The organism is Micromonospora sp. NPDC048999 (assembly GCF_040649295.1).
Classification (GTDB): Bacteria; Actinomycetota; Actinomycetes; order Mycobacteriales; family Micromonosporaceae; genus Micromonospora.
The window spans coordinates 1-19,353 of sequence record NZ_JBEZFI010000059.1 but is presented as its reverse complement, the minus strand read 5'-3'; the positions used below and the strand labels follow the sequence as shown (position 1 = coordinate 19,353).

General features: G+C 71.6%; 20 protein-coding genes. 14 read left to right on the top strand and 6 right to left on the bottom strand.

What is annotated here, in order from left to right:
- Positions 1–233 precede the first annotated feature (233 nt).
- Complete coding sequence (locus AB0C02_RS31305; protein WP_357552738.1) at positions 234–410, top strand: hypothetical protein; 177 nt, start codon at positions 234–236, stop codon at positions 408–410.
- Here AB0C02_RS31305 and AB0C02_RS31300 read toward each other — a convergent pair.
- The gene (locus AB0C02_RS31300; RefSeq protein ID WP_357552737.1) at positions 391–1,074 is read right to left on the bottom strand and encodes a class I SAM-dependent methyltransferase; all 684 of its coding nucleotides are present in this window, start codon (positions 1,072–1,074) and stop codon (positions 391–393) included. The two genes, AB0C02_RS31305 and AB0C02_RS31300, sit on opposite strands and share 20 nt — an antisense overlap.
- Positions 1,075–1,137: 63 nt before the next feature.
- On the opposite strand from AB0C02_RS31300, the gene AB0C02_RS31295 reads away from it, so the two are divergent.
- Genes AB0C02_RS31295 through AB0C02_RS31285 form a run of 3 tightly spaced genes read left to right on the top strand, consistent with a single transcriptional unit; the run spans position 1,138 to position 2,295 of the window.
- Entirely contained in the window at positions 1,138–1,353 is a 216-nt protein-coding gene (locus tag AB0C02_RS31295; protein ID WP_357552736.1) for a hypothetical protein, read from the top strand.
- The gene (locus tag AB0C02_RS31290) at positions 1,346–1,627 is read left to right on the top strand and encodes a hypothetical protein (RefSeq protein WP_357552735.1); all 282 of its coding nucleotides are present in this window, start codon (positions 1,346–1,348) and stop codon (positions 1,625–1,627) included. The genes AB0C02_RS31295 and AB0C02_RS31290 overlap by 8 nt, the downstream gene beginning before the upstream one ends.
- Positions 1,628–1,647: 20 nt before the next feature.
- Complete coding sequence (locus tag AB0C02_RS31285) at positions 1,648–2,295, top strand: HAD family phosphatase (RefSeq protein ID WP_357552734.1); 648 nt, start codon at positions 1,648–1,650, stop codon at positions 2,293–2,295.
- Between the two features lie 75 nt (positions 2,296–2,370).
- On the opposite strand, the gene AB0C02_RS31280 is transcribed toward AB0C02_RS31285, so the two are convergent.
- The 3 genes from AB0C02_RS31280 to AB0C02_RS31270 form a co-directional block, all read right to left on the bottom strand.
- Positions 2,371–4,920 (bottom strand): FtsX-like permease family protein, encoded by a 2,550-nt coding sequence (locus AB0C02_RS31280; protein ID WP_357552733.1) that lies wholly within the window; start codon positions 4,918–4,920, stop codon positions 2,371–2,373.
- Positions 4,920–5,687 (bottom strand): ABC transporter ATP-binding protein, encoded by a 768-nt coding sequence (locus AB0C02_RS31275; RefSeq protein ID WP_357552732.1) that lies wholly within the window; start codon positions 5,685–5,687, stop codon positions 4,920–4,922. Before AB0C02_RS31275 ends, AB0C02_RS31280 begins: the two co-directional genes overlap by 1 nt.
- Before the next feature lie 496 nt (positions 5,688–6,183).
- Complete coding sequence (locus AB0C02_RS31270; RefSeq protein WP_357552731.1) at positions 6,184–7,095, bottom strand: PD-(D/E)XK nuclease family protein; 912 nt, start codon at positions 7,093–7,095, stop codon at positions 6,184–6,186.
- Positions 7,096–7,370: 275 nt separating this feature from the next.
- Between AB0C02_RS31270 and AB0C02_RS31265 the strand changes: the two genes are divergently transcribed.
- From AB0C02_RS31265 to AB0C02_RS31255, 3 genes are all read left to right on the top strand, one after another.
- Positions 7,371–8,429, top strand: a complete 1,059-nt coding sequence (locus AB0C02_RS31265) for a site-2 protease family protein (protein ID WP_357552746.1) — start codon at positions 7,371–7,373, stop codon at positions 8,427–8,429.
- Entirely contained in the window at positions 8,426–9,385 is a 960-nt protein-coding gene (locus tag AB0C02_RS31260; RefSeq protein WP_357552730.1) for a tRNA (adenine-N1)-methyltransferase, read from the top strand. The genes AB0C02_RS31265 and AB0C02_RS31260 overlap by 4 nt, the downstream gene beginning before the upstream one ends.
- 159 nt (positions 9,386–9,544) lie before the next feature.
- Positions 9,545–10,117, top strand: a complete 573-nt coding sequence (locus AB0C02_RS31255) for a hypothetical protein (protein WP_357552729.1) — start codon at positions 9,545–9,547, stop codon at positions 10,115–10,117.
- Between the two features lie 56 nt (positions 10,118–10,173).
- Here AB0C02_RS31255 and AB0C02_RS31250 read toward each other — a convergent pair whose 3' ends face one another.
- Positions 10,174–10,470 (bottom strand): ferredoxin, encoded by a 297-nt coding sequence (locus AB0C02_RS31250; RefSeq protein ID WP_357552728.1) that lies wholly within the window; start codon positions 10,468–10,470, stop codon positions 10,174–10,176.
- A 178-nt stretch (positions 10,471–10,648) separates the two neighbouring features.
- Here AB0C02_RS31250 and arc point away from each other — a divergent pair, with 178 nt between their 5' ends.
- The 6 genes from arc to prcA all read left to right on the top strand — a co-directional run bounded on the left by arc (position 10,649) and on the right by prcA (position 16,772).
- Positions 10,649–12,430 carry a proteasome ATPase gene (gene arc / locus AB0C02_RS31245; protein WP_357552727.1) on the top strand — a complete coding sequence of 594 codons (1,782 nt, stop codon included), beginning with the start codon at positions 10,649–10,651 and terminating at the stop codon, positions 12,428–12,430.
- A gap of 183 nt (positions 12,431–12,613) precedes the next feature.
- Positions 12,614–14,131: a depupylase/deamidase Dop gene (dop, locus tag AB0C02_RS31240; RefSeq protein ID WP_357552726.1), complete on the top strand. Its 1,518-nt coding sequence runs from the start codon at positions 12,614–12,616 to the stop codon at positions 14,129–14,131.
- A gap of 108 nt (positions 14,132–14,239) precedes the next feature.
- Positions 14,240–14,446: a ubiquitin-like protein Pup gene (locus AB0C02_RS31235; RefSeq protein WP_091202105.1), complete on the top strand. Its 207-nt coding sequence runs from the start codon at positions 14,240–14,242 to the stop codon at positions 14,444–14,446.
- A gap of 94 nt (positions 14,447–14,540) precedes the next feature.
- Positions 14,541–15,119 (top strand): endonuclease VII domain-containing protein, encoded by a 579-nt coding sequence (locus AB0C02_RS31230; protein ID WP_357552725.1) that lies wholly within the window; start codon positions 14,541–14,543, stop codon positions 15,117–15,119.
- Entirely contained in the window at positions 15,038–15,877 is an 840-nt protein-coding gene (gene prcB, locus AB0C02_RS31225; protein WP_357552724.1) for a proteasome subunit beta, read from the top strand. The genes AB0C02_RS31230 and prcB overlap by 82 nt, the downstream gene beginning before the upstream one ends.
- 61 nt (positions 15,878–15,938) lie before the next feature.
- Positions 15,939–16,772 carry a proteasome subunit alpha gene (prcA, locus tag AB0C02_RS31220; protein ID WP_357552723.1) on the top strand — a complete coding sequence of 278 codons (834 nt, stop codon included), beginning with the start codon at positions 15,939–15,941 and terminating at the stop codon, positions 16,770–16,772.
- Between the two features lie 15 nt (positions 16,773–16,787).
- On the opposite strand, the gene rfbB is transcribed toward prcA, so the two are convergent.
- Positions 16,788–17,765 carry a dTDP-glucose 4,6-dehydratase gene (gene rfbB, locus AB0C02_RS31215; RefSeq protein WP_357552722.1) on the bottom strand — a complete coding sequence of 326 codons (978 nt, stop codon included), beginning with the start codon at positions 17,763–17,765 and terminating at the stop codon, positions 16,788–16,790.
- Between the two features lie 129 nt (positions 17,766–17,894).
- On the opposite strand from rfbB, the gene pafA reads away from it, so the two are divergent.
- Positions 17,895–19,253, top strand: coding sequence for a Pup--protein ligase (pafA, locus tag AB0C02_RS31210; RefSeq protein WP_357552721.1), 1,359 nt, complete (start codon positions 17,895–17,897; stop codon positions 19,251–19,253).
- The last annotated feature ends 100 nt before the right edge of the window (positions 19,254–19,353 follow it).

The following is a 19,353-nucleotide window of genomic DNA, read 5'->3' as shown; positions in this document are numbered from 1 at the left end:
GCGTACTGCTGGGCTTCTTCCTCGTACGGTTGGTGTCGTGGCCCGTAAAGCGAGTCCGCTGTCGGCGGTGCTGATCTGCTGGTGGCGCGCTGGCGGTTCCCCGTGTGCCGGTGTCGAGCGGCCCGCCCGGGGGTATTCGCACGGCGTGGATCGCCCGGACACCTGAACGGCCCGGAAGATGCCGCCGCCGAGAGGCCTGGCGACGATAAGGTGACGGAGGGAAGGGGACGACGATGGCCGAGGACACGCCAGTCAAGGTCCGGCCGGCCACGCCCACGATCGTCGGCGTGCCGGCAGACTCTCCCGAGGAGCCGCCGAGCAGCCTCGACCTGTGGGCCCGGGCGCAGGTGTTGCACCGCTGTTTCGGCGAGGACGACGGGGAGCCGCACATCATGCGCGGCCTGGACTGAGGCACGGCCGCGTCGCTGAGGCCGGCGAGTGGCCGCCGGCCTGGGCGCTCGCCCGGGCCGGGGTCCGCTGGGGCCGATCAGTCAGCCCGGCCGTGGCCAGCAGCCCGGCCAGCCCCGCCTCGGTGCGCGGGAAGTCCCGGTCCGGCGCGAGCCGGGGCAGGTTCGCCGGCGTCGCGACCCCGGCGGTGGCGACCGCCTCGCCCCAGAGCCGTTGCAGCGGCGGTTGCGGGGCGGGCCAGACGGTGATCGCCACCCGGCCGCCGGGTTGGACCATTCGGTGTAGCTCCGCCAGGCTGGCGGCCGGGTCGCCCACGTGGTTGAGCACGAAGTTGGCCACCACGGCGTCGAACCCGTCGGCCGGGAACGGCAGACGCGGCAGCACGGCCTGCCGGACCTGTGCGCCCGGCGCGTTTCGCCGCGCCGCGTCGAGCATGCTTGGCTCCGCGTCGACGGCCACCACCTCGGCGCCGCGAGCGAGGGCCGCCGCCGCGACCGTGCCGGGTCCCGTGCCGACGTCGAGCACCCGCCGCCCGGTCCGCACCGCCGCCGCGTCCAGCAGCGCCTCCACCGGGTACGCGCAGAGCCGGCCGAAGCTGCGCTCGTACGCCTCGGCCCGCCCCGCCCACCGGGACCGTTCGTGCCTGTCGAAGTCGGCGCCGATCATGACGGGAGCGTAGCCGGGTTCGGCGTCTCTCGCGGGTTGTGCGCCGGTCGTACCGTGGCGGCCATGACGACGATTCTGGTGGCATCGGCGGTGGCGGTGGTGCTCGTCGCCGCGGCGGTCGGGTACGTCTCCTGGCGGGACCGGCGGCGGTCCACCCCGGACGAGGACCGGGCAGCCACGCGCAGCGCCCAGGCCGACCAGCAGCGGTACGAGCGCGAGCGTCACGGCCTCCAGGCCGACACGGTCCGCCGTAACCAGTTCTCCTCGGGCGGTGGGTGAGCTGCGCCAGGTCGACCGGGGCTGGATCGGGTACGCCGGCTGGCGGGACCGCCGCCGGCTCAGCGCCGACGACGACCCGGCGGCGGTGCGGGCGGCCGAACGGGAACACGCGCGGCACGACGGATGGAACACGGCGGCCACGGCTTCACCGGCTGAACGCGGTGCCGGCGGCCGGGCTGATGCCGTAGGTCACCCTCCGCGGGCACCGTCGGCCGCCGCCCGCACCCGGTTGAGAGGATCGGCGGGTACGCCCACCAGAGGAGGCCCCCGCTGAGCAGCAGACATCCCGCCGCCGTGCTCTTCGACATGGACGGCACCCTGGTCGACAGCGAGAAACTGTGGGACGTCGCGTTGCAGGAGCTCGCCGCGGTCTACGGCGGCACCCTCTCGGACACCGCGCGTCGGGCGATGATCGGCACCAGCATGGCCGCCTCGATGCGGATTCTGCACGACGACCTCGTCCAACCGGAACGGGACCCGCAGGCCAGCGCCGAGTGGATCAACGCCCGGATCCTGGAGCTGTTCCGCATCGGGCTGCGCTGGCGGCCGGGCGCGCTGGCGCTGCTGCGGGCGGTCCGCGCGGCCGGCATACCGACCGCCCTGGTCACCTCCAGCGGCCGGCCGCTGGTCGAGGTCGCCCTCGACACCCTCGGCCGGGACAGCTTCGACGCGGTGGTGTGCGGGGACGAGGTGGGCGCCGCCAAGCCGCACCCGGAGCCGTACCTGACCGCAGCCCGGCTGCTCGACGTGCCGATCGAACGGTGCGTGGCGATCGAGGACTCGCCGACCGGGGTGGCGAGCGCCTTGGCCGCCGGGGCGGCCGTGCTGGCCGTACCGGCCGAGGTGCCGCTGCCGCCGACGGACGGCGTACACCAGTTGGAGAGCCTGACCGGGGCGGACCTGGAGTTGCTCGCGGCGCTGCTGGGCGATCCGCCGGCCTGATCCCGGCGCCCTTCGGGCGCTAATAGGGGCCCCCTGCTGTACGCCAGGCGTTAACAGGGGGCCCCTCCTTGCATCTCAGTCGTGGGCGATGGCGCCCAGTACGTTGATCCGCGCGGCGCGGATCGCCGGCAGGATCGCGGCGATCACCCCGATGATCGCGGCCAGGCCGAGCATGACCGCCATCTGCCCCCAGGGTAGGACCAGGTCGTTGATCCCCTCGTCCTTGAGCGCGTGGACCACGGCGGCGCCGAGGCCACTGCCGACGGCGACGCCCAGCAGCGCGCCGAACACCGAGATCACCACCGCCTCGACGGTGATCATGCGCATGGTCTGCGCTCGGCGCAGCCCGATCGCCCGCAGCAGGCCCAGCTCCCGGGTGCGTTCCAGCACCGACAGCGCCAGGGTGTTCACGATGCCGAGCACCGCGATCACGATGGCCAGCGCCAGCAGGATCTGGATCATCCGGAGCAGCCCGTCGACAGAGCTGGTCTGCTGTTTGATGAACGCGTCCCGGTCGGCCACCGACACCTCGGGGGAGTCGGCGAGCAGCCGTTCCACCTGCGGCTGGACGTCGGCGACCCGGGCTCCCGGGGCGAGCTGCACGAAGCCCTGGACCGGCTTCGGCATGGCGAAGTCGCGGGCCGCCTGCGGCGGCAGCAGCACCGGGTTGGTCAGCTGTGAGCTCTGGTAGATGCCGCTGACCGTGTAGGTGTGGGATTCGCCCCGGGACAGCTGCACGGTCACCGTCGAGCCGACCGTGACCCCCCGGGACTTGGCGGTGTCGGAGCTGAACAGCATCTGGTCCGGGCCCAGCCGGCTGATGTCGCCGGCGGTGGCCTTCGCCCCGAAGATCTGCTCCAGCGCGGCCACGTTGCTGGACGCGGCCACCCAGGTCCGTTCCCCGTTGACCTCGGCCATGTCGCCGTACTCGCCGTCGACGAGCTGCACGCCGGGCAGCGCCGCCACGCTTTCCAGCACCGCCGGGTCGAAGCTCGGCGGCCGTGGGCCGCTCTGCACGCCGGCGATCACCAGCTCGGCCTTCACGCTGTCCTTGGCCAGCGTGCTCACGCTCTGCTTCGCGGAGTCGAGAATCACCGTCACCCCGGTGACCAGGGCGATGCCGACCATCAACGCGGCGGCGGTGATCGCCGTGCGGCGGGGGTTACGCCCGGAGTTGAGCCGCCCCAGCTTGCCCGGCACCGACCAGGCGAAGATCGCCCCCAGCAGGGAGACCACCGGGCGGCTGATCAACGGGGTCAGCAGCGCCACGCCGATGAAGGCGAAGAGCACGCCGCCCAGGATGGTCGCGAGGGTGTTGCCCTTGGCGTTGCCGCTGAGCCCGAGGAAGAGCAGCGCGGAGCCGACCGCGGTGACCAGCGCGCCGGCCACCGTGATCCGGGTCAGTGGCCGGTCGGGGGTCGCCACGTCCTGCATCGCCGCGATCGGCGGGATTCGGGACGCGCGCAGCGCCGGCAGCAGCGCCGCCACCAGGGTGATCACCAGGCCGACCGAGAACGCGCCGATCACCGCCGCCGCCGGTACGCCGATCCCGGCCAGCGTGAGCCCCCCAGCCAGGTTGCCGAACAGCCACGCCAGCAGGGCGCCGATGCCGACGCCGGCGGCCAGGCCGAACGCCGAGGCGATCAGGCCCACCGTGACGGCCTCCACCGCCACGGAGCCGATGATCTGCCGACGGCTCGCCCCGACGGCCCGCATCAGGGCCAGCTCACGGGTCCGCTGCGCGACGATGATCGAGAAGGTGTTGAGGATCAGGAACGTGCCGACCAGCAGCGCCACGGCCGCGAAGCCGAGAAGGATCCGGTTGAAGAAGGACAGCGCCGTCTTGAAGCCCTGGGCGGCGTCGGTGGAGAGCTGCTCGCCGGTCTTGACCACGTATCCGTCACCCAAGGCGGCGGCCACCGCGTCGCGCAGCGACTCGTCGGAGACCCCGTCGGCGGCGTTGACCTTCACGCTGCTGAAGGTGTTCGGCTCGCCCAGCATCAGCCGCTGCGCCATCGGGGTGGTGAACATGATCTCGTTGCTGCCGCCGATCGAGTCGCGGCCGCCGCTGTAGCCGGCGATCCCGACAATGGTGAAGTCCTGCTTCGGCTCCCGGGGCGTGAGCACCCCGACCCGATCGCCGAGCTTCACCCTGCCGGCGGTCGCGAGCCCCTGGTTGATGACGATCTCGTCGTCGGTCCGCGGCTCGTGCCCCTCGCGCAGCTGCAGCTGATCGGACTCGCCGGTCCAGTTCTCGCCCAGCTGCGGCGGGCCGACCGAGGCGACCGCCTTGCCGTTGCTGCCGATCAGCTGGGCCCCGTCGACGGCGACCACGCCGGTGGCCTCGGCCACCCCCGGCACCGCGCGGACCTTGTCCACCGTCGCCGCCGGGAACGGCGCCGTCTGCTCGCCCCCCATCTCCGACCCGGCGATCTTCGGCTTGGCGGCGACGTTGACGTCCACCCCCGCGTACGCGTCGGCGAAGATCGCGTCGAAGGTGCGGCCGAGGGTGTCGGTGAGCACGAACGCGCCGGAGACGAACATGACGCCCAGCACCACCGCCAGGCCGGACAGCAGCAGGCGTACCTTGCGCGCCAACAGACTCTTCAGTGTGGCCCGGAGCATCAGCTGGCCACCTCGGCCGGGACGTCCAGCTTCTTCATCGTGTCCAGCACCGTGTCGGCGGTCGGCTCGATCAGCTCGGAGACGATCTGGCCGTCGGCCAGGAAGACCACCCGATCGGCGTACGCGGCGGCGGTCGGGTCGTGGGTCACCATCACGATGGTCTGGCCGTGCTCGCGGACCGAGTCGCGCAGGAAGTTCAGCACCTCGGCGCCGGAGCGGGAGTCCAGGTTGCCGGTCGGCTCGTCCGCGAAGATCACCTCGGGGCGGGCGACCAGGGCGCGGGCGCACGCCACCCGCTGCTGCTGGCCACCGGAGAGCTGCGCCGGCCGGTGCCCCAGCCGGTCCCGCAGGCCGACCGTCGCGATCACCGTGTCGTACCAGGCCGGGTCCGGCTTGCGGCCGGCGATCGACATCGGCAGCAGGATGTTCTCCTGGGCGGTGAGCGTGGGCAGCAGGTTGAACTGCTGGAAGATGAAGCCCACCTTGTCCCGGCGCAGCCTCGTCAGCCCGGCGTCGTTGAGCCCGGTCACCATCGTCTCGCCGATCGAGACCGTGCCCCGGGTCACCGAGTCGAGGCCGGCCAGGCAGTGCATCAGCGTCGACTTGCCTGACCCGGACGGGCCCATGATCGCGGTGAACCGGCCCCGCTCGAACTCGGCGGTCACCCCCCGCAGCGCGGTGACCTGGGCCTCACCGCTGCCGTACACCTTCCACACGTCGTTCGCTCGGGCCGCGGCCTGCGCCTGCTGGCCTGTCGTCGCGGTCACGTCATCTACCTCTTCCGTCCAACCTGCTGATCCGCACCGCCCCCGCTGGTCGGTGCGGCAGTTCTCATCCTTGACGCCGCCGGGCGCGGATCCGTCCGACTCCGGGCGGATCCGTCGCCGGAATTCACGCTGGGGGTCACCCCCGAGGCCGGCTCAGGGACCACCCTGACCCTGCGGCCGGCACGGCGTCGGCGACGCTAGGACGTCACGTCGCGTCAGAGTCAACCCTGCCGCGTCACCGATGGTCACGGTAGGTGACGGAGGACACCCCCGTTCGCCGGTCGCACTCGCGGGCTCACCAGACCCGTCTCGTACGCCGGCGTTTTCGCAGGCACCAGCACCTCACGCTCGGTCAGAGCGCTCAACGCCGCCGTGGCGTCGCGGCCGGGCCGGGCGGCAGGTCGGCGGAACGGTCCGGCCGCCACCGCAGGATCCGCGGCGGGCCGGGAACGGTCACGCCGCGTCCGCCCCGGCGGCTCCGCGGATGGGGGTCACGTCACTCGTCCGCGCCGGGGGCGACCGGCCGGGACCGGGCGTCGACCAGCGGATCCCCGGCGCCGGCCGCCGGGAACGGCGGCGGGGTGCCGCCGAAGCTCGGGCAGAACGCCTGATGGCTGCACCAGTCGCAGAGCCGGCTCGGCCGGGGACGGAAATCCTGCCGCTCGGTGGCCTGCTCGATGGCCTGCCAGAGCGCCACCACGGTGCGCTCGAAGCGCAGCAACTCCTCCGCGTCGGGGCTGTAGTCGCACACCTCGGCGTCCTTGAGGTAGAGCAGCCGCAGCACCCGCGGCACCACCCCACGGGTGCGCCACAGCACCAGGGCGTAGAACTTCAGCTGGAACAGCGCCCGCGCCTCGAACGCCTCCCGCGGCGCGCCGCCGGTCTTGTAGTCGACCACCCGCAGCGCGCCGTCCGGGGCCACGTCGAGCCGGTCCAGGTAGCCCCGGATCAGCAGCTCGTCGTCGACCACCGCCGAGATCAACGCCTCCCGCTCGGCCGGCTCCAGCCGCCGCGGGTCCTCCACCGCGAAGTAGCCCTCCAGCAGCGCGGCGGCCGAGCGGAGGAAGCCGTCCACCCCCGCGATGTCGCCCTCGGCGAACAGCGTCCCCAGCTCCGGCTGCTCGGTGACCAGCCGGTCCCACTGCGGAGCGACCAGGTCGCCGGCGGACTGCGGGGTGCGCGCCGCCGCAGGCAGGTCGAACAGCCGCTCCAGCACCGCGTGCACCAGCGTGCCCCGGGCCTGCTCCGGCGTGGGCCGCTCGGGCAGCCGGTCGATGCTGCGGAACCGGTAGAGCAGCGGGCAGGTCTTGAAATCCGCCGCCCGCGACGGCGACAGCGACGCCCGCACCGTGGGCGGCACCGCCACCGACGGCTCCAGGTCGCGGCGCGGCGTCAGACCGGCCTTCATTCGGTCCGGAGCGCCGCCTAGCGGCGCGGAGGCCGAATTATGGCCGCCAGCCGAGCTGGAGTTGTCGCAAGTCGGGGAGTCCTGCGTGTCGATCACCGGTTCCGCCGTCATGCCGGAAGGGTAGGGCACCGGTGTGACAGGGCCCCCGCCGCCGCACCGGGGCATGATCCGCGCCGCGTACCATCGACCTGGTGGAGCAGAGGTCTCAACCGCCGCGTCGGCCCGGCCTGACCGTCGGTCGGGTGTGCGGGGTCCCGCTGCGCGTCGACGCCTCGATGCTGCTGCTCGCCCTGGTCGTCACCGTCCTCTACGCCACCCTCGCCCGCAATCAGCTCGACCTCGGCCGGCTCGGCGGCTACCTGGTCGGCCTCGGCTTCGTGATCTCCCTGCTCGGCTCGGTGCTACTGCACGAGCTGGGCCACGCCCTGACCGCCCGCCGCTTCGGCATCGGTGTGCGCGGGATCACCCTGGAGCTGCTCGGCGGCTACACCGAGATGGACCGGGACGCCCCCAGCCCCCGCGTCGACCTGCTGGTCTCCCTCGCCGGCCCGGCGGTGTCCGCGGTGCTCGGCGCCGCCGCCGTCGCCGCCACCCTCGCCCTGCCCGACGGCACCCTCGCCCACCAGTTCGCCTTCCAACTGGCGGCGAGCAACGTCGTGGTCGCCGTCTTCAACAGCCTGCCCGGGCTGCCGCTCGACGGTGGCCGGGCACTACGCGCCGCCGTCTGGGCGCTCACCCGGGACCGCCACCGCGGCACCGAGGTCGCCGCCTGGGTCGGCCGCGGCGTCGCCGTCGCCACCGCGGCCCTGGTGCTCCTGCTCACCCTGCGCCGGGCGATCGCCCCGGTGGCGCTACCGCTGGCGCTGCTGGTCGCGGTCACCCTCTGGCGGGGCGCCGGACAGTCCATCCGGATGGCCCGGATCAGCCGCCGTCTCCCGCTGGTCGACCTGGCCCGGCTCGCCCGCCCGATGTTCCCCGTACCCAGCGGCACCCCGCTCGCCGAGGCGCAGCGCCGCCGCACCGAGGCCGCCACCCCCGACGCCGCGCTCACCGTCGTCGACGCCGCCGGCCGGCCGGTGGCCCTGGTCGACCCGGCCCGGGCCGACGCCGTACCCCCGCAACGGCGGCCGTGGCTCGCGGTGGACGCGGTCTCCCGCGGCCTGGACACCCTGCCCACCCTGCCGGTCGGTGCGGACGGCGAACGCGTGCTGGAGACCGTACGCACCCACCCGGGCGCGCAGTACGTGGTGACCGCAGGCGAAGATGTCGTCGGCGTTCTGCACATCGCGGATCTGGCGCAACTCCTGGAACCCAAACGGAAGACGAACACGTGACCGCACAATCCTCCACCGTCCCCACGCTGCCGCCGGTGCACCGCGGGCCGTTCCGCCCCGGGGACCGGGTGCAGCTGACCGACCCCAAGGGCCGGATGCACACCGTGACGCTGGAGCCCGGCAAGGAGTTCCACACCCACCGGGGGATCCTCCGACACGACACGCTGATCGGCCTGCCCGACGGCAGCGTGGTCACCACCACCGGCGGCGGCACCGCGTTCCTCGCCCTGCGGCCGCTGTTGTCGGACTACGTGCTCTCCATGCCGCGTGGCGCTCAGGTGATCTACCCGAAGGACTCGGCGCAGATCGTCGCCATGGGCGACATCTTCCCCGGTGCGAAGGTCCTCGAGGCCGGCGCCGGCTCCGGGGCGCTGTCCTGCTCGCTGCTGCGCGCCGTCGGCGTCGAGGGTGAACTGCACTCGTACGAGCTGCGCGACGACTTCGCCCAGATCGCCCGGCGCAACGTCGAAGCGTTCTTCAACGGCCCGCACCCGGCCTGGCGGCTGAACGTCGGCGACGTCGCCGAGTGCCAGGAAACCGGCTTCGACCGGATCATCCTGGACATGCTCACCCCGTGGGAGATGCTCGACATGGTCGAGCGGGCACTCGTCCCCGGCGGCGTGCTCATCGGCTACGTGGCCACCACCCCGCAGCTGTCCGAGCTGGTCGAGGCGCTGCGCGAGCGCGGCGGCTGGACCGAGCCGCGCGCCTGGGAGTCGCTGGTCCGGGACTGGCACGCCGAGGGGCTCGCCGTGCGCCCCGACCATCGTATGATCGCGCACACCGCGTTTCTGGTCTCCGCGCGCAAGCTCGCCCCCGGGGTCACCGCGCCGCCGCGACGCCGCAAGCCCAGCAAGGGCACCGAGGCGTACGTCCAGCGCCGGCAGGCGCTGCGCGAGGCGGAGGCGGCCCGGCAGGCGGCGGCCGGGGCGGATCAGGAGACGGACCAGCCGTGACCCCACGGCGTGGGCCGCGAGTGCGCGGATGGATCATGTGTCTCGGCGGGGACGGCACCGGACGGGTGGAGGTAGTGCCATCAGCGAGCGGATCGGGGTGCGCGGTGAGCGCCCCGGCGGACGGGACCGGCAGCTGCGGGGACACCGGGAGGCGGCGGCATGAGCAAACCCGGCTACGGCAACGGCGACCTGCCCGCCGTCTTCCCGGACTGGTCGCCCTACGCCGATCTGGAGTCCGCCGCCCGGGCGTACCTGCGTGACCCGGACATCGCACTGGAAGCCCTCGGCGGGGTGCTGCGCGGCGCCTCCGTGCTCGGCTTCACCCTGGAACGCTTCGTCAACGAGGTCAACGGCGTATGGCAGGAGGTCGTCGTCTGCGACGGCAGCCGCCTGATCCTGTGGCACGGCGAGGACGTGCCGCCGGGGGAGGGGCCGCCCGGCTCGATGACCTCGTCGCTGCGGGTGGTGCCGGTCTCCACGGTCACCGAGGTCGGCTGCCGGCGGCGGCTCACCCGCCCGGACACCGGCGGGGTCCGGGTCGACAGCATCGACGTCTACCTGCTGCTCAGCTCCCTCGACGAGGCGCCGCCCAGCGACGAGGTCGTCGGCGCGCCCCGGCACGACGCGCTGCGCTTCGGCAAGACTCTCGACGACGGCGGCGCCGGTCAGATCGCCCGGCTGGAGGAGTTCGCCCGCCTGGTCGCCTCGGTCGTCGGCCGGCCCCTGCTGTGAAACGCGGTGCGGGCCGGGGACTGCGTCCCCGGCCCGCACCGCACCTCCGGTCGGGGTCAGCCCTCCTCGGCGTCCGGCCCGGCCACCTCGACGCCGTCGCTGCCGCGCACCACGTGGATGCAGTCGCCCGGGCACTCGTTCGCCGAGTCGATCACTTCGAGCCGCAGATGCTCCGGCACGTCGACCCGGGCGCCCGGGGACTGCCGCAGCTCGCCGTCGGGGCCCTTGACGTACGCCAGGCCGTCGACGTCGAACTCGAAGACCTCGGGTGCGTACTGCACGCACAGCCCGTCGCCCGTGCAGAGGTCCTGATCCACCCAGACCTGAAGCTGGTCCGTCGCGACCTCCGCCACCGGTGCACCCCCCATGTTCTCCCGTCCCACGCCCCGACGGTACCTGAACGCCGGTACCCGCCCGACGACCAGCCCTTGGCGATCAAGCTTCGGTGACGAGCGCGTTGCGTGGGACCGAATCGGGCTCATAGCGGCTAGTGTTAGCTCAGAACGTTCAAGCCCCCCGGGGAGGTGGGACGTGGCACGCAGCGACGACGCGGACTCGCGCGCCGCACGGTGGGAGAAGGAGGCCCACGATCTCTCCACGCAGGTCGCGTTCCTGCAAGAGGAACTCGCCCTGGTGCGGCGCAAGTTGACCGAAAGCCCCCGACACGTCCGGCAGCTCGAGGAGCGGCTGGCGGCCACCCAGGCACAGTTGGCGCGGCTGACCGAGAACAACGAACGGCTCGTGAGCACCCTCAAGGAGGCTCGCGCGCAGATCGTGACGCTCAAGGAGGAGATCGACCGCCTCGCCCAGCCGCCGAGTGGCTACGGCGTCTTCCTCGCCAAGCACGACGACGGCACGGTGGACGTGTTCACCGGCGGGCGCAAGCTCCGCGTCGCCGTCTCGCCCTCGCTGGACGCCGACGAGCTGCGGCGTGGGCAGGAGGTCCTGCTCAACGACGCGCTCAACATCGTCGACGCGTTCGGCTACGAGCGGGTCGGCGAGGTGGTGATGCTCAAGGAGGTGCTCGCCGGGCCCGGCGGCGCCCCGGGCGACCGGGCGCTGGTGGTCTCCCACTCCGACGAGGAGCGGATCGTGCACCTCGCCGAGACTCTGATCGGCAGCCAGATCAGGGCCGGCGACTCGCTCATGATCGAGCCCCGCTCGGCGTACGCGTACGAGCGGATCCCGAAGAGCGAGGTCGAGGAGCTCGTGCTGGAGGAGGTGCCCGATGTCGGCTACGAGGACATCGGCGGCCTCCAGGCGCAGATCGAGCAGATCCGCGACGCGGTGGAACTGCCGTTCCTGCACGCCGACCTGTTCCGCGAGCACCAGCTCCGGCCGCCGAAGGGCATCCTGCTCTACGGCCCGCCCGGCTGCGGCAAGACCCTGATCGCCAAGGCGGTGGCCAACTCCCTCGCGAAGAAGATCGCCGAGAAGCGGGGCGAGGAGAAGCACACCAGCTTCTTCCTCAACATCAAGGGCCCCGAGCTGCTCAACAAGTACGTCGGCGAGACCGAGCGGCACATCCGGCTGATCTTCCAGCGGGCGCGGGAAAAGGCCGGCGAGGGCACCCCGGTGATCGTGTTCTTCGACGAGATGGACTCCGTCTTCCGCACCCGCGGCTCCGGCGTCTCCTCGGACGTGGAGAACACCATCGTTCCGCAGCTGCTCAGCGAGATCGACGGCGTCGAAGGCCTGGAGAACGTCATCGTCATCGGCGCCTCCAACCGGGAAGACATGATCGACCCGGCGATCCTGCGCCCCGGCCGGCTCGACGTCAAAATCAAGATCGAGCGGCCGGACGCCGAGGCGGCCAAGGACATCTTCTCCAAGTACATCCTTCCCGGCCTGCCGCTGCACGCCGACGACCTGACCGAGCACGGCGGCGACCCGCAGGCCACCGTGGCGGCGATGATCGACGCGGTGGTGCTGCGGATGTACTCGGAGACCGAGGAGAACCGCTTCCTCGAGGTCACCTACGCCAACGGCGACAAGGAAGTCCTCTACTTCAAGGACTTCAATTCCGGCGCGATGATTCAGAACATCGTCGACCGGGGCAAGAAGATGGCCATCAAGGAGTTCCTCACCTCCGGGCGCAAGGGGATGCGGCTGCAGCACCTGCTCGACGCCTGCGTCGACGAGTTCCGGGAGAACGAGGACCTGCCCAACACCACCAACCCGGACGACTGGGCCCGCATCTCCGGCAAGAAGGGCGAGCGGATTGTCTACATCCGCACGCTCGTCTCCGGCGGCAAGGGCGCGGAAGCCGGCAGGTCGATAGAGACCGCCAGCAACACCGGCCAATACCTGTAGCAGGCCCGACAGCACCACGCCAGGCCCGCGACGCACCCGCGTCGCGGGCCTGCGCGCGTCCCCGTCCGAGCCGCCGTAACCCGCCACACCGGACGGCCCGGGGCGGCCACACCCTTTTCGGCCGAAGCGGCGACTACCCTCGACGTGACGGGGGGACCGAACGGCGAGCGGAGCGGCAGGTCGATGAGCGTCAGACGGATCATGGGTACCGAGGTCGAGTACGGCATCTCCGTGCCCGGCCAGGCCGGGGCCAACCCGATGGTCACCTCCTCACAGGTGGTCAACGCCTACGGGGCGCGCCCGGAGCTCAACCGGGGCGGCCGGGCCCGCTGGGACTACGAAGAGGAGTCGCCACTGCGCGACGCCCGGGGCTTCACCTACTCCGGGGCGGCCTACGACCCGGCCGAGGCGCTCGCCGACGAGGACCTGGGGCTGGCCAACGTCATACTCACCAACGGCGCCCGGCTCTACGTCGACCACGCCCACCCGGAATACTCCACCCCCGAGGTGACCAACCCCCTCGACGTGGTGCGCTGGGACAAGGCGGGGGAGCGGGTGATGGCCGAGGCGGCCAAACGGGCCGCCACCATCCCGGGCACCCACCCCATCCACCTCTACAAGAACAACACCGACAACAAGGGCGCCAGCTACGGCGCCCACGAGAACTACCTCATGCGGCGGCAGACCCCGTTCGCCGACATCGTGGCCTACCTGACGCCGTTCTTCGTCACCCGCCAGGTGGTGTGCGGCGCCGGCCGGGTCGGCATCGGTCAGGACGGTGGGCAGAGCGGCTTCCAGATCTCCCAGCGGGCGGACTTCTTCGAGGTCGAGGTGGGGCTGGAGACCACCCTCAAGCGGCCGATCATCAACACCCGCGACGAGCCGCACGCGGACGCCGACAAGTATCGCCGGCTGCACGTCATCATCGGCGACGCCAACCTGTCGGAGATCTCCACGTACCTGAAGGTCGGCACCACCGCGCTGATCCTCACCATGATCGAGGAGAAGGCGCTCGGGTCCGACCTCGGCATCGCCGACCCGGTCGGCGAGCTGCGCGCGGTCAGCCACGACCCGTCGCTCAAGCACCTGATGCGGATGCGGGACGGCCGCCGGCTCACCGCCCTGGACGTGCAGTGGGCGTACCTGGAGCGGGTCCGCTCCTTCGTGGACGACCGGTACGGCGACGACGTCGACGAGCAGACCGCCGACGTCCTCGACCGCTGGGAGAGCGTGCTGGACCGGCTCGGCCGCGACGCGTTCCTCTGCGTCGACGAGCTGGACTGGGTGGCCAAGCTGCGGCTGCTGGAGGGCTACCGGGAGCGGGAGCAACTCGGCTGGGGCGCCCACAAGCTCCAACTGGTCGACCTGCAGTATTCCGACGTCCGGCCGGAGAAGGGCCTCTACCACCGACTGGTGTCCCGCGGCGCGATGAAGACCCTGCTCGACGACGAGCAGACGCGCACCGCGATGACCGAGCCGCCGGAGGACACGCGGGCCTACTTCCGCGGTCGCTGCCTGGCGCAGTACGCCTCCGAGGTGGTCGCCGCCAGCTGGGACTCGGTCATCTTCGACGTGGGCCGCGAGTCGCTGGTCCGGGTGCCGATGATGGAACCCGAGCGGGGCACCCGTAACCACGTCGGGGCGTTGTTCGACCGGTGCGTGAGCGCCAAGGACCTGCTGGAGACGCTGACCGGCGGCTGAGGCCCGTGGTGCCGGAAAGCCCGTCCCGCGCTGGAACCCGGCGCGCGACGGGCTTTTCGTCGCTCTCCCGAGGTAAGTTCATCGCAGGCGATCGTGGAGGAGGCAACGATGGCGACCCAAGAAGGCGGCCAGACCCAGCACGGCAAGTCGCACGAGGAGGTCGAGGAGGCCACCGCGCAGGCCAACCCCGAGGTTGCCGAGCGGCACGCCGAGATCACCGAGGACGTCGACGACCTGCTCGACGAGATCGACTCCGTCCTCGAGGAAAACGCAGAGGAGTTCGTGAGAGGATATGTCCAGAAAGGGGGAGAGTAAGAAGAATGTCCGATTCGCCCAGCGAGTCGGGCAAGAAGTGCCCGCAGTGTGAGCGGCTGCTGCCCGTCACGGAGTTCCATGCAACCGGCGACGGGTGGACGGGCTCGCCTACTACTGCAAGACCTGTGCGACCGCCCGTTCTGAGGCGAGTCGCCGCAAGCGCGGGATCGGACCGCAGAAGAGATCTTCGATCCCGGTTCCTGTCGGGTCGAAGTGGTGCCCGGACTGCGACCAGGTCAAGCCGCTCGAGGACTTCCCGCGAACGAAGAAGGCCAGCGGACGGCACAGCTACTGCAAGCCGTGCCACAACGCCCGAGGCAAGGAGACCGCGCAGCGGCTCTGTGGCGGCACCCGCGAGTATCACCTGCGTCGGTGGTACGGGATCGGGGAGAAGGAGGTTCAGGAGCTTCTCGCCGAGCACGGCGGCGTCTGCGCGGTCTGCGGCGACCCTGATCCGGAACATGTGGACCACGATCATCGCACCGGATGGGTGCGCGGGATACTCTGCTTCAACTGTAATGGTGGTCTTGGTCAGTTCCGGGACAGTCCCGCGAGGCTGGCCGGGGCGATCACGTACCTGAGAGGAACCACGTGGCAGCGGGTTTTGATCCATCCGGGCGTCTACCAGATGTGTTCACCAACGCGGGGACGTCCTCCTTTACAGCGTTCCTGAGCAAGGTGGCCCCCGAGATGCTGCCCGGCCGGCGGGCGCTGCCGCCCGGCATGGCCGCCGACATGGCGCCGCACGCGACGACCATCGTGGCCATCTCGGCAGCCGGTGGCGTGGTGATGGCCGGCGACCGGCGCGCCACGATGGGCAACCTGATCGCCCAGCGCGACATCGAGAAGGTGCACCCGGCCGACGCGTACTCGCTGGTCGGCATCGCGGGCACCGCGGGCATCGGCATCGAGCTGATGCGACTGTTCCAGGTGGAGCTGGAGCACTACGAGAAGATCGAGGGCGCGATGCTCTCGCTCGACGGCAAGGCCAACCGGCTCGCGTCGATGATCCGGGGCAACCTGGGCGCGGCCATGCAGGGTCTCGCGGTGATCCCGCTCTTCGCCGGCTTCGACCTGGCCGCCAAGGACCCGGCGCGCGCCGGGCGGATCTTCAGCTTCGACGTCACCGGCGGCCCCTACGAGGAGACCGGCTACGACGCGATCGGGTCCGGCTCGCTGTTCGCCAAGTCGGCGCTGAAGAAGCGGTTCCGCGCGGGCCTGTCAATCGACGACGCGGTGCGGCTGGCGGTCGAGGCGCTCTACGACGCGGCCGACGACGACACCGCCACCGGCGGCCCGGATCTCACCCGTCGGATCTACCCGGTGGTGATGACCGCGACGGCGGACGGCACGCACCGGCTCACCGAGGCCGAGACGGCCACGGTCGCGGAGGGCGTGGTGGCCGGCCGGATGGAGAACCCGGGCGGCTGATCCCGCTCCCACCTCACTCGTCAGCAGTCCACAGCACAGCGCCCGAAGGAGAACCGCCGCCGTGGCCATGCAGTTCTACGCCTCGCCCGAGCAGATCATGCGCGATCGTTCCGAGTTGGCCCGCAAGGGCATCGCCCGGGGCCGCAGCGCGGTGGTCCTGAGCTACGAGGGCGGGGTGCTCTTCGTCGCGGAGAACCTGTCCAGCACCCTGCACAAGGTCAGTGAGATCTACGACCGGATCGGTTTCGCCGCGGTGGGCCGGTACAACGAGTTCGAGAACCTGCGCCGCGCGGGGGTGCGGATGGCCGACCTGAACGGCCTGAGCTACGACCGGCGGGACGTGAACGGCCTGGCCCTGGCCAACGCGTACGCGCAGACGCTGGGCGCCATCTTCACCGAGCAGTCGAAGCCGTTCGAGGTGGAGATCTGCGTGGCGGAGGTGGGCGCGGCGCCGGATGACGACTCGCTCTACCGGGTGACGTACGACGGTTCGGTCAATGACGAGCCGGGCCGGATGGCGATGGGCGGTCAGGCCGAGGCGATCACGGGGGTGTTGAAGAACGAGCACCGGCCGGACATGTCGTTGTCGGAGGCGGTCCGGGCGGCGGTGACGGCGCTGGGCAGCGTCGGTGGGGAGGGCGGGGCGGCCCGTACCATCGCCGCCAACCAGTTGGAGGTGGCGGTCCTGGATCGGCGCCGGATCGGGCGTACCTTCCGGCGGGTGACCGGGGCGGCGTTGACCGCGTTGCTGGAGGGGGACGCGGGCGCGGACACCGCGCCGGCGCCGGGGCGGGCGCAGACTCCGACGGTGCCGACCGAGGAGGCGAAGAAGCCGATCTCGTCGGCCGGCTCGGCGGACCTGGAGGGGCAGCAGGACGAGCAGTCCGGGGAGTGACGGAGCCGGCAGCGTTCAGCGGCGTGGCTTGAGCGGCTCCCACCAGGCGCGGTTGTCGCGGTACCACTCGACGGTGGCGGTGAGCCCGTTGTCGAGGTCGGTGGTGGGGGCCCAGCCCAGTTCCCGGTGGGTGGTGGTGGAGTCCAGCGCGTAGCGCCGGTCGTGGCCCTTGCGGTCGGCGACCGGTCGGACGCGGTCCCAGCCGGCGTCGCAGGCGGCCAGCAGCCGGTCGGTCAGTTCGCGGTTGGTCAGTTCGGTGGTGCCGCCCAGGTGGTAGACGCCGCCGGCCCGGCCGTGGGTCAGGGCGCGCGTGATGCCGTGGCAGTGGTCGTCGACGTGCAGCCATTCCCGGACGTTGCCGCCGTCGCCGTAGAGGGGCACGTCGTGTCCGTCGAGCAGGTTGGTGACGAACAGCGGCACGATCTTTTCGGGGTACTGGTAAGGGCCGTACGTGTTGGCGCTCCGGGTGACGACGACGTCGAGGCCGTGGGTGCGGTGGTAGGCGAGGGTGAGCAGGTCGCCGGCGGCCTTGCTGGCCGAGTAGGGGGAGCTGGGGTCGAGTGGCGCCCGTTCGGTCCACGAGCCGGTGGCGATCGAGCCGTATACCTCGTCGGTGGAGACCTGTACGAACCGGCGGATGCCGTGCCGCAGGGCGGCGTCGAGCAGGTTCTGGGTGCCGACCACGTTGGTGGTGACGAAGGCGGCGGCTTCGGTGATGGAGCGGTCCACGTGCGACTCGGCGGCGAGGTGCACGACGATGTCGTGTCCGCGGACGGTGGCGTCGACGAGGGCGGGGTCGCGGACGTCGCCGCGGACGGTCCGTAGCCGGGGGTCGGCGCGGACCAGGTCGAGGGCGCCTTCGGTGGCGGCGTAGGTGTACGCGTCGAGCACGGTGACGGCGTCCACGTCGAGGGTCGGCTCGGCGCCGGTGAGCAGCCGCCGGACGTACGCCGATCCGATGAAGCCGGCGCCGCCGGTGACCAGGATTCTCACGGTGGCCGACCGTACCGGTCGTGAGAATTGCGCGCGGTGGGATGTCCCGGACTTGCCGGCGACGGGCGTGGCTGAGATGGCTGGGTTGAGCGCTGCCCATCTGGGGCTTCGGGCGGCTAATGTCACATCATGGAGCGGCGAATCTTCGGCCTCGAGACCGAGTACGGCGTCACCTGCACCTATCGCGGGCAGCGTCGGCTGTCCCCCGACGAGGTCGCGCGGTATCTGTTCCGGCGGGTGGTGTCGTGGGGCCGGTCGAGCAATGTGTTCCTGCGCAACGGGGCCCGCCTCTACCTGGACGTGGGCTCGCATCCGGAGTATGCGACGCCGGAGTGCGACTCGGTGACCGATCTGGTGGCGCACGACCGGGCGGGGGAGCGGATCCTGGAGGGGCTGCTCGTCGACGCGGAGAAGCGGCTGCACGACGAGGGCATCGCGGGTGAGATCTACCTGTTCAAGAACAACACCGATTCGGCCGGCAACTCGTACGGCTGCCACGAGAACTATCTGGTGTCGCGGCACGGTGAGTTCGGCCGGCTCGCCGATGTGCTGATCCCGTTCCTGGTCACCCGGCAGCTGATCTGCGGGGCGGGGAAGGTGTTGCAGACGCCGCGCGGGGCGGTCTACTGCCTGTCGCAGCGGGCCGAGCACATCTGGGAGGGTGTCTCCTCGGCGACCACCCGGAGCCGGCCGATCATCAACACCCGGGACGAGCCGCACGCGGACGCGGAGCGGTATCGCCGGCTGCACGTGATCGTCGGTGACTCGAACATGAACGAGGTCACCACGCTGTTGAAGGTGGGCACCGCCGACATCGTGCTGCGGATGATCGAGGCCGGGGTGGTGATGCGGGACCTGACGTTGGAGAACCCGATTCGGGCGATCCGGGAGGTGTCGCACGACATCACCGGCCAGCGCAAGGTGCGGCTGGCCTCGGGCAAGGAGATCTCCGCGTTGGAGATCCAGCAGGAGTATCTGGCGAAGGCGACGGAGTTCGTGGAGCGCCGGGGCGGGGACCAGACGGCGAAGCGGGTGGTGGACCTGTGGGCCCGGGTGCTGCGGGCGGTGGAGACCGGCGACCTGGATCCGGTGGCCCGGGAGATCGACTGGGTGACGAAGCTGCGTCTGATCGAGCGGTACCAGCGCAAGCACGACCTGCCGCTGTCGCATCCCCGAGTGGCGCAGATGGATCTGGCCTACCACGACCTGCGGCGTGGGCGGGGCCTGTACGGGTTGCTGGAGCGGCGGGGCCAGGTGGACCGGGTGGCGACCGACCCGGAGATTTTTGAGGCGAAGGAGACTCCGCCGCAGACCACCCGGGCGCGGCTGCGGGGTGAGTTCATCCGGCACGCGCAGGAGAAGCGGCGGGACTTCACGGTCGACTGGGTGCATCTGAAGCTGAACGACCAGGCGCAGCGGACGGTGCTGTGCAAGGACCCGTTCCGGGCGTACGACGAGCGGGTGGAGCGGCTGATCGCGAGCATGTGAGCGGGCCTCGGCGGCCGGTGCCCGCAGCACCCGGGCCCACAGGTCCACCACCCGCTTCGCCGTCTGGTCCCCGCCCCGGCGCTCCACGAACTCCGTCGCC